Source organism: Staphylococcus hominis subsp. hominis (assembly GCF_002901845.1).
Taxonomy (GTDB): domain Bacteria; phylum Bacillota; class Bacilli; order Staphylococcales; family Staphylococcaceae; genus Staphylococcus; species Staphylococcus hominis.
The window spans coordinates 351124-357220 of sequence record NZ_PPQE01000030.1 but is presented as its reverse complement, the minus strand read 5'-3'; the positions used below and the strand labels follow the sequence as shown (position 1 = coordinate 357220).

Sequence of the window (6097 nt, the reverse complement as noted above, 5' to 3'; positions counted from 1 at the left end):
TACATATATATTGTTGGTCAAAATTCTTAAAATATCCATAAAACCAGAAAAATTTAAGAAAATGATAAAATAAATATTCTGAAAATTTAGAAAATGTGTTATAGTATTTTTTATCATTACTTAATACAACAACAAAATATTATAGGAGGTATAAGAATGACAACAGAACTTAGAAAAATAAGCGTTGGAGATTTTATTTTTAGAGTACTTTCCGGAGTGGCTATTGGGATTGTGGTAGGTTTAGTACCGAATGCCATTTTAGGTGAAATCTTTAAAGCACTTATGCATCACCATCCTATTTTTGCAACATTACTACATGTTGTTCAAGCATTACAATTTACTGTACCAGCATTAGTAGGTGCGTTAATTGCAATTAAATTTAATATGACTCCTCTTGCGATTGCAGTCGTATCAAGTGCAGCTTATGTAGGAAGTGGCGCTGCTCAATTTAAGAATGGGGCTTGGATTATTGCAGGTATTGGTGACCTCATCAATACGATGATTACTGCAGCAATTGCAGTTTTATTTATTCTACTTATTGAAAAACGTGTAGGAAGTATGGCATTGATTGTTTATCCAACAATTGTTGGAGGTCTCTCAGCTACTATTGGTGTGCTCATCCTACCATATGTACATACTATAAATATTGCGATTGGTAATATGATTAATAGTTTCACTGAATTACAACCTGTATTGATGTGTATGTTAATATCAATGGTATTTAGTTTTATTATTATTTCTCCATTATCAACAGTAGCTATCGCTATTGCCATTGGTATTACAGGTTTAGCAGCAGGTTCAGCTTCAATTGGTATTTCAGCTACTGAAGCTGTTTTACTTATTGGCACAAGTCAAGTAAATCGTGTCGCAGTACCAATTTCTATTTTCTTTGGTGGCGTGAAAATGATGATGCCAAATATGGTGAAATATCCAATTATTATGTTACCTATTTTGATTACCGCAGCGATTTCTGGTGTAGTGGGTAGTCTTATCGGTATTGCTGGAACAAAAGAATCTGCAGGATTTGGATTTATTGGCATGATTGGGCCGATTAGTGCATTTAAATTTTTACATGTCGATTCAGCCGTTATGAGTATCATCCTAATTATTATTGGTTTTTTTGTTGTACCTTTAGTAACAGCATTTATACTAGATGTTATTTTACGCAGAGTCTTAAAATTATTTACAAATGATATTTACAAATTTATGGGATAAACGTATTAAGCCTGGGACATGATGAATTGTCTCAGGCATTTTTAAATTTAAATGATAAACGTCAATAATGTTACAATAAAATAGAAAAAAGATTAAAAGGATGAAGGGTTAATGGCGAAAAAAATTGAAGCTTTAGCATTAAAAACAGCAGAATTAACACGACGTACACATGAACTAGGCATTCCAGTGATGATATTATTTGAAGGTGTACCTGCATCTGGGAAGACGCGCTTATCTAATGAGTTATTATTAAATTTAGATGCGAAGTATACACAATTTATTGCGACACAGTCACCTAAACAGGATGATTTAAGATATCAATTTTTACAAAAATATTGGAATACCTTACCTAAAAAAGGTGATATAAATATTTATTTTAGAAGCTGGTATTCTCATTATCTAGATTATAGAGAAAATAAAATTAAACACGACAAATATAAAAACTATGATGTACTCAAACAACAAATTTCTTCTTTTGAAAATATGCTTAAACGAGATCACTATGAAATCATTAAGTTTTTCATAGAAATTAATGAAGAAAAGCGTCAAGAACATATTCAACAAACCAAAGATAACCCATTGACGCGTTGGAAAGTTCAAGAATATAGTAATGTACTTCCAACAGATATTTACCTTAAAGATATGCGTCAATTTATAAAAAATGATAAAGCATGGGAAATCATTGATTATACCGAAAGAGAAAAAGCAATCGAAACAATGTATGAACATATTATCAAACGTCTTGAAACAGCGATTGAGAAGCATGAGCAAAAAGAAGAACAGCGAGACGGTAAATTTCATTCTAATTTTAAAACACACCTTTTTGATAGAAAGGTGGATAAAGTAAAAAAAGATGAATATAAACAGCTCATCGAGGAATTACAAAATCGTATGAGAGAAATTCAATTCGCTTTATATGATAGAAAGATTCCACTTATTTTAGTATTTGAAGGTATGGATGCAGCTGGTAAAGGTGGAAATATTAAACGAATTAGAGAAAAATTAGATCCAACGGGTTATCGGGTGAATGGAATTAGTGCCCCTACAGATGTTGAATTAAAACATCATTATTTATGGCGATTTGCGAAGGAAATGCCAAGAACAGGGCACATCGAATTATTCGATAGAAGTTGGTATGGTCGTGTATTGGTAGAGCGTGTCGAAGGTTTTGCTACTATCGATGAATGGCAACGTGCATATGATGAAATAAACGCATTTGAGAAAATGTGGACAGATGAAGGAGCAATTATTTTAAAATTCTTCCTTACATTAGATAAAGAAGAACAATTAAAACGTTTTAAAGATCGTCAAGAAAATGTTAATAAACAATGGAAAATTACAGATGAAGACTGGCGAAATAGAGAAAAATGGGATTTATACGTGGAATCAAGTCACGATATGGTTGAGAAAACAAATACATCCTATGCACCATGGCTTGTTGTCCCTGCTGATCATAAAAAAACCTCTCGTATTGAGATACTAAAATATATTATTCGTAATTGTGAAAAGGTACTTTGGGGAGTAAAAGATTATTAAAAATAAATAAGGAAACTTAATACGTGCAAGCTCTTGTTTTTTATCAAAAGTAAAGAATTTAAATAGCCAATTACATTTTAAAAATATTACAGTAATGTAACAAAATATTAATTTGTAATATGACTAATGACGTTAAAGTATTGTGAATTTTGTAAGAAAGTATTGTAAAACGTTAATTTATAATAAAAATAAACTCCATATTGATAGATTTTATATATTACAGGAAGTATTTAATATATTTCAATATTACAAAATGATGGGTTAATTGTAATTTTTTGTAAAATAAGCGTAATACTATTCTACAAATTTTGTGTTATAGTAGCTATTGTCAAAAGTTAAACAACAAATCAAAACAGAAATTAATCTTAAATAAAGAATGAAACATAACGAAAATATATATTTCAATTTTGGAGGAATTATTTATTATGAAAAAGACAGTAATCGCTTCGTCATTAGCAGTAACTTTAGGTTTAACAGGATATGCTTTAACAAACGATCACAGTGCACATGCATCTGAACAAACAACTAACTATTCACATTTAGCTGATTTAGCTCAAAATAACCCATCTGAATTAAATGCTCACCCAGTACAAGCTGGTGCATACAACATTTCATTCGTACAAGATGGTTTCAAATATACTTTCACTTCAAATGGTAACACTTGGTCTTGGAACTACACTTACACTGGTGGTGCTGATACAGCTCAATCAACTACTGACTACACTGATTCTTATAATCAAGCTTCAACTCAATCAGTAAGTTCAAATAATCAAGCTAGCACTTCAAATGTAAAAGCTGTTTCAGCTCCAGTACAAAGAACGTCTAGCTACAGTAACTACAGTGCTCGTACGACTTCATACTCAGCACCAAAAACTACTTCATACTCAACTGCTTCAACTGGTGGATCAGTTAAAGCCCAATTCTTAGCTAACGGTGGTACTGAAGCTGCTTGGAATGCTATCGTAATGCCGGAATCTGGTGGTAATCCAAATGCTGTTAACCCAATTGGTTACAGAGGTTTAGGTCAAACTAAAGAAGCTTGGGGTACTGGTTCAGTAGCTACACAAACTCAAGGTATGGTTAACTATGCTAAATCACGTTACGGCTCATGGGATGCAGCAATTGCTTTCCGTCAAGGCCACGGTTGGTGGTAAGATTTAAATCGATAACTGGATAGGACATCGAGTTATCAAGTAAGAGAACGACATTGTCGTTCTCTTTTTTTTATCTTTTTTAAATAATATAAGCTTATTTTCTTGATGAATACATATAAAACGACTTTCTTTTAATGGTGAACAGTTTTAATTATAATGAACATAACTATATTGAAAGAGGGTGATGCGATATGGAAATTAAAAAATTAATAACGTTAGGTGTATATCATAGTGTATATTGGTCGGTTACTCAAATGTCGCTATCTCACTTATTTACAAAAGTGCCTAGTTCTTTTTTTGATACATATCATCATTGGTTTAAAACATTTCCTTTTGAACAAGGTGGGCAGTTATGGAATCGTCTTTTTCTTATTAATAGATGGAAAGGGTATATTCCAGAAGGAGAATCCCTAAATAAAAATGTTTATAATAAGCATGTTTTGAAACCACTAACTCAAGAAAGTGTTTATAAAATGATTATCGAAATGAGACGAGCTGAATTAGTACATTGGCTTTCTATACTGCCAGTTATTGTCTTTGTAAAAGCACCTAAATGTATTAAAACAATAAATATACTATATGCTTTATTAGCAAATGTACCGATTATATTGACACAACGTTATAATCGACCAAGATTAGAGAGATATTACCAATTAAAGTACAAGAGAGGTATGGATGATGGCGAATAAAACAATTGTCGTTATTGGCGGTGGATTAGGAGGTATATCAGCTGCTATACGTTTAGCGCAAAGTGGTTATCACGTAGATTTATTTGAAAAAAATACACATATAGGTGGTAAAGTGAATCGATTAGAAACCGAAGGATTTGGTTTCGATTTAGGCCCTTCTATCCTAACTATGCCTTATATTTTTGAAAATTTATTTTACCATAGTAATAAAGAAATGGCAGATTATGTGACAATTGAACGCTTACCACTTCAATGGCGTAGTTTTTTTACAAATGGTAAAGTGATTGACTTATATGAAGATTTAGAACAGACGGAAAATAAGAATAGCCATTTAACAGACTATGATATTCAGCAATTATCTAATTTTCTAAATTATGCAGAAAAAATACATCGATTTACTGAAGATGGATACTTCGCTTTAGGTTTAGATACGGTAACGGACATTCTTAAATATCAGGGTCCTTTTAAATCTTTAAAAGGTGTAGATTATTTTTCAACAATGCAACAAGCGATTAATCGATATATAAACAAACCTGAACTTCAAGATATGTTAGGATATTTTATCAAATATGTTGGATCGTCTTCATATGATGCACCTGCTGTATTAACTATGTTAGTACATATGCAGTATGAACAAGGATTATGGTATGTCAAAGGTGGTATTCATCATTTAGCCAATGCTTTAGAACGACTTGCTGAAGAGGTAGGGGTTCAGATTCATAAAGGTATTGACGTAACAAGCATTGATACCTATTTCAATCAAGTCATAGGGGTAAGACTTGATAATGGTCAGCACATTCATGCTGATTACATTGTCTCTAATAGAGAAGTCATACCAACGTATCGAGATCTACTTCATTTTTCTGATAAAAAGTTGGAAAATTTAGAAAAAATATTTGAACCCGCCAGTTCTGGTTATGTGATGCATTTAGGTGTTAATACATCTTATCCTCAATTGGCTCACCACAACTTCTTATTTTCAAATGATTCTAAACAAAATTATTATGAAGTTTTTCATGAGAAGGTGTTACCACAAGACCCTACCATTTATCTCGTTAATAGTAATAAAACGGACGAAGCACAAGCTCCTAAGGGATATGAAAATTTAAAAGTATTACCGCATATTCCGTATATCCAAGATCAACCGTTTACTAAAGAACAATATGATGAATTTCGAGAAAGAGTTTTAGATAAACTAGAAAACATGGGTTTAACCAATTTAAGAGAACATATTATTTATGAAGATGTATGGACACCTCATGATATTGAGAGCAATTACGCATCGAATAGAGGTGCCATTTATGGAGTAGTGGCAGATAAAAAGAAAAACAAAGGTTTTAAATTTCCTAAACAAAGTCAATATTTTGATAATTTATTCTTTGTTGGCGGTTCTGTCAACCCAGGTGGAGGTATGCCAATGGTAACACTGAGTGGACAACAAGTAGCAGATAAAATTAATGCCATAGAAGAGGCGAAATTATTAAAATATCAGCCTTAAGGAGA

Annotated in this window: 5 protein-coding genes; all 5 read left to right on the top strand. The window is 32.0% G+C overall.

Going from position 1 to position 6097, the window contains the following annotated elements:
- The first annotated feature begins 156 nt into the window (after nucleotides 1-156).
- The 5 genes from CD034_RS10850 (at nucleotide 157) to CD034_RS10830 (ending at nucleotide 6092) form a co-directional block, all read left to right on the top strand.
- Nucleotides 157-1215: a PTS sugar transporter subunit IIC gene (locus CD034_RS10850; RefSeq protein ID WP_002449546.1), complete on the top strand. Its 1059-nt coding sequence runs from the start codon at nucleotides 157-159 to the stop codon at nucleotides 1213-1215.
- Nucleotides 1216-1326: 111 nt separating this feature from the next.
- Nucleotides 1327-2751 carry a phosphate--AMP phosphotransferase gene (locus CD034_RS10845; protein WP_087436310.1) on the top strand — a complete coding sequence of 475 codons (1425 nt, stop codon included), beginning with the start codon at nucleotides 1327-1329 and terminating at the stop codon, nucleotides 2749-2751.
- 425 nt (nucleotides 2752-3176) lie between these two features.
- Nucleotides 3177-3905 carry an aggregation-promoting factor C-terminal-like domain-containing protein gene (locus CD034_RS10840; protein WP_070715468.1) on the top strand — a complete coding sequence of 243 codons (729 nt, stop codon included), beginning with the start codon at nucleotides 3177-3179 and terminating at the stop codon, nucleotides 3903-3905.
- Between the two features lie 191 nt (nucleotides 3906-4096).
- Nucleotides 4097-4594, top strand: coding sequence for a glycosyl-4,4'-diaponeurosporenoate acyltransferase CrtO family protein (locus CD034_RS10835; RefSeq protein ID WP_103288390.1), 498 nt, complete (start codon nucleotides 4097-4099; stop codon nucleotides 4592-4594).
- The gene (locus CD034_RS10830; RefSeq protein WP_103288389.1) at nucleotides 4584-6092 is read left to right on the top strand and encodes a phytoene desaturase family protein; all 1509 of its coding nucleotides are present in this window, start codon (nucleotides 4584-4586) and stop codon (nucleotides 6090-6092) included. The genes CD034_RS10835 and CD034_RS10830 overlap by 11 nt, the downstream gene beginning before the upstream one ends.
- The last annotated feature ends 5 nt before the right edge of the window (nucleotides 6093-6097 follow it).

Excerpts from the sequence above, each read along its gene's own strand:
- CD034_RS10850 (WP_002449546.1), top strand. The coding sequence starts at position 157 with ATGACAACAGAACTTAGAAAAATAAGCGTTGGAGATTTTATTTTTAGA.
- CD034_RS10845 (WP_087436310.1), top strand. The coding sequence starts at position 1,327 with ATGGCGAAAAAAATTGAAGCTTTAGCATTAAAAACAGCAGAATTAACA.
- CD034_RS10840 (WP_070715468.1), top strand. The coding sequence starts at position 3,177 with ATGAAAAAGACAGTAATCGCTTCGTCATTAGCAGTAACTTTAGGTTTA.
- CD034_RS10835 (WP_103288390.1), top strand. The coding sequence starts at position 4,097 with ATGGAAATTAAAAAATTAATAACGTTAGGTGTATATCATAGTGTATAT.
- CD034_RS10830 (WP_103288389.1), top strand. The coding sequence starts at position 4,584 with ATGGCGAATAAAACAATTGTCGTTATTGGCGGTGGATTAGGAGGTATA.